The sequence below is a fragment of the Gilliamella sp. B2923 genome (assembly GCF_026536565.1).
Classification (GTDB): domain Bacteria; phylum Pseudomonadota; class Gammaproteobacteria; order Enterobacterales; family Orbaceae; genus Gilliamella.
The window spans coordinates 1-658 of the sequence record NZ_JAFNNZ010000055.1; the positions used below are offsets into that span (position 1 = coordinate 1).

Below are 658 nucleotides of genomic sequence, written 5' to 3' on the forward strand. Positions count from 1 at the left end.
TGTCGATGCTGTAAACCCAATTGCCAATGTGTGGTTTTGCGCTGTTGAACTTCAAGCTCCGTATTATTGATATAGTTATGCGATTGGCGCAGTGAAAGGCCATAGCTTAAGGTGGTTTTTTGTGACTCATTACGGTGAATAACGCGGCTAAGTTGGATATTGGCATTACGGCTGCGCCCACTGTACTGATAATTGACATTTTGCCCGGCTACAGTTTGATGATATTTATTACCGGATAATGATGTATTGAGCGTCCAATAGCCGAAAGGTACCGAATAGGACAATAAAAAGTTACGGGAGCCGTATTCGCCTTTTCCGTTTAAATCATGTCCTACTGATCCATAAAACGCATCACTCAATGATAACAGGTTGTCCAGATATAACGTGGCACCGCCCTGATCACGACCGGTAGCTTTGGTACCCGAGTCATCAATCGATAACCCTAATCGCCACATTTTTGTCTGCTTGCGACTAATCATAATATCGCTTTCACCCGGCTTATCACCCGGGACTAATTGCATTTGCGTGCTGACTGTCGGTATGCGCTGAAGATTTTCAAGCCCTTGCTCGATATCACGTAAATTTAAGATTTTCCCTTCTCTTGCCGGCATCGCGGTGTAAAGTTGCGCATATTTATCACTGTCATCGGTGTAACGTA

At 44.2% G+C, this 658-nt stretch carries 1 protein-coding gene; it reads right to left on the reverse strand.

Features of this window, described 5'->3' with window-relative positions; all coding sequences use genetic code 11:
- The coding region (locus J3U42_RS12320) for a ShlB/FhaC/HecB family hemolysin secretion/activation protein (protein WP_267336620.1) at positions 1-658 on the reverse strand (658 nt) is incomplete at both ends.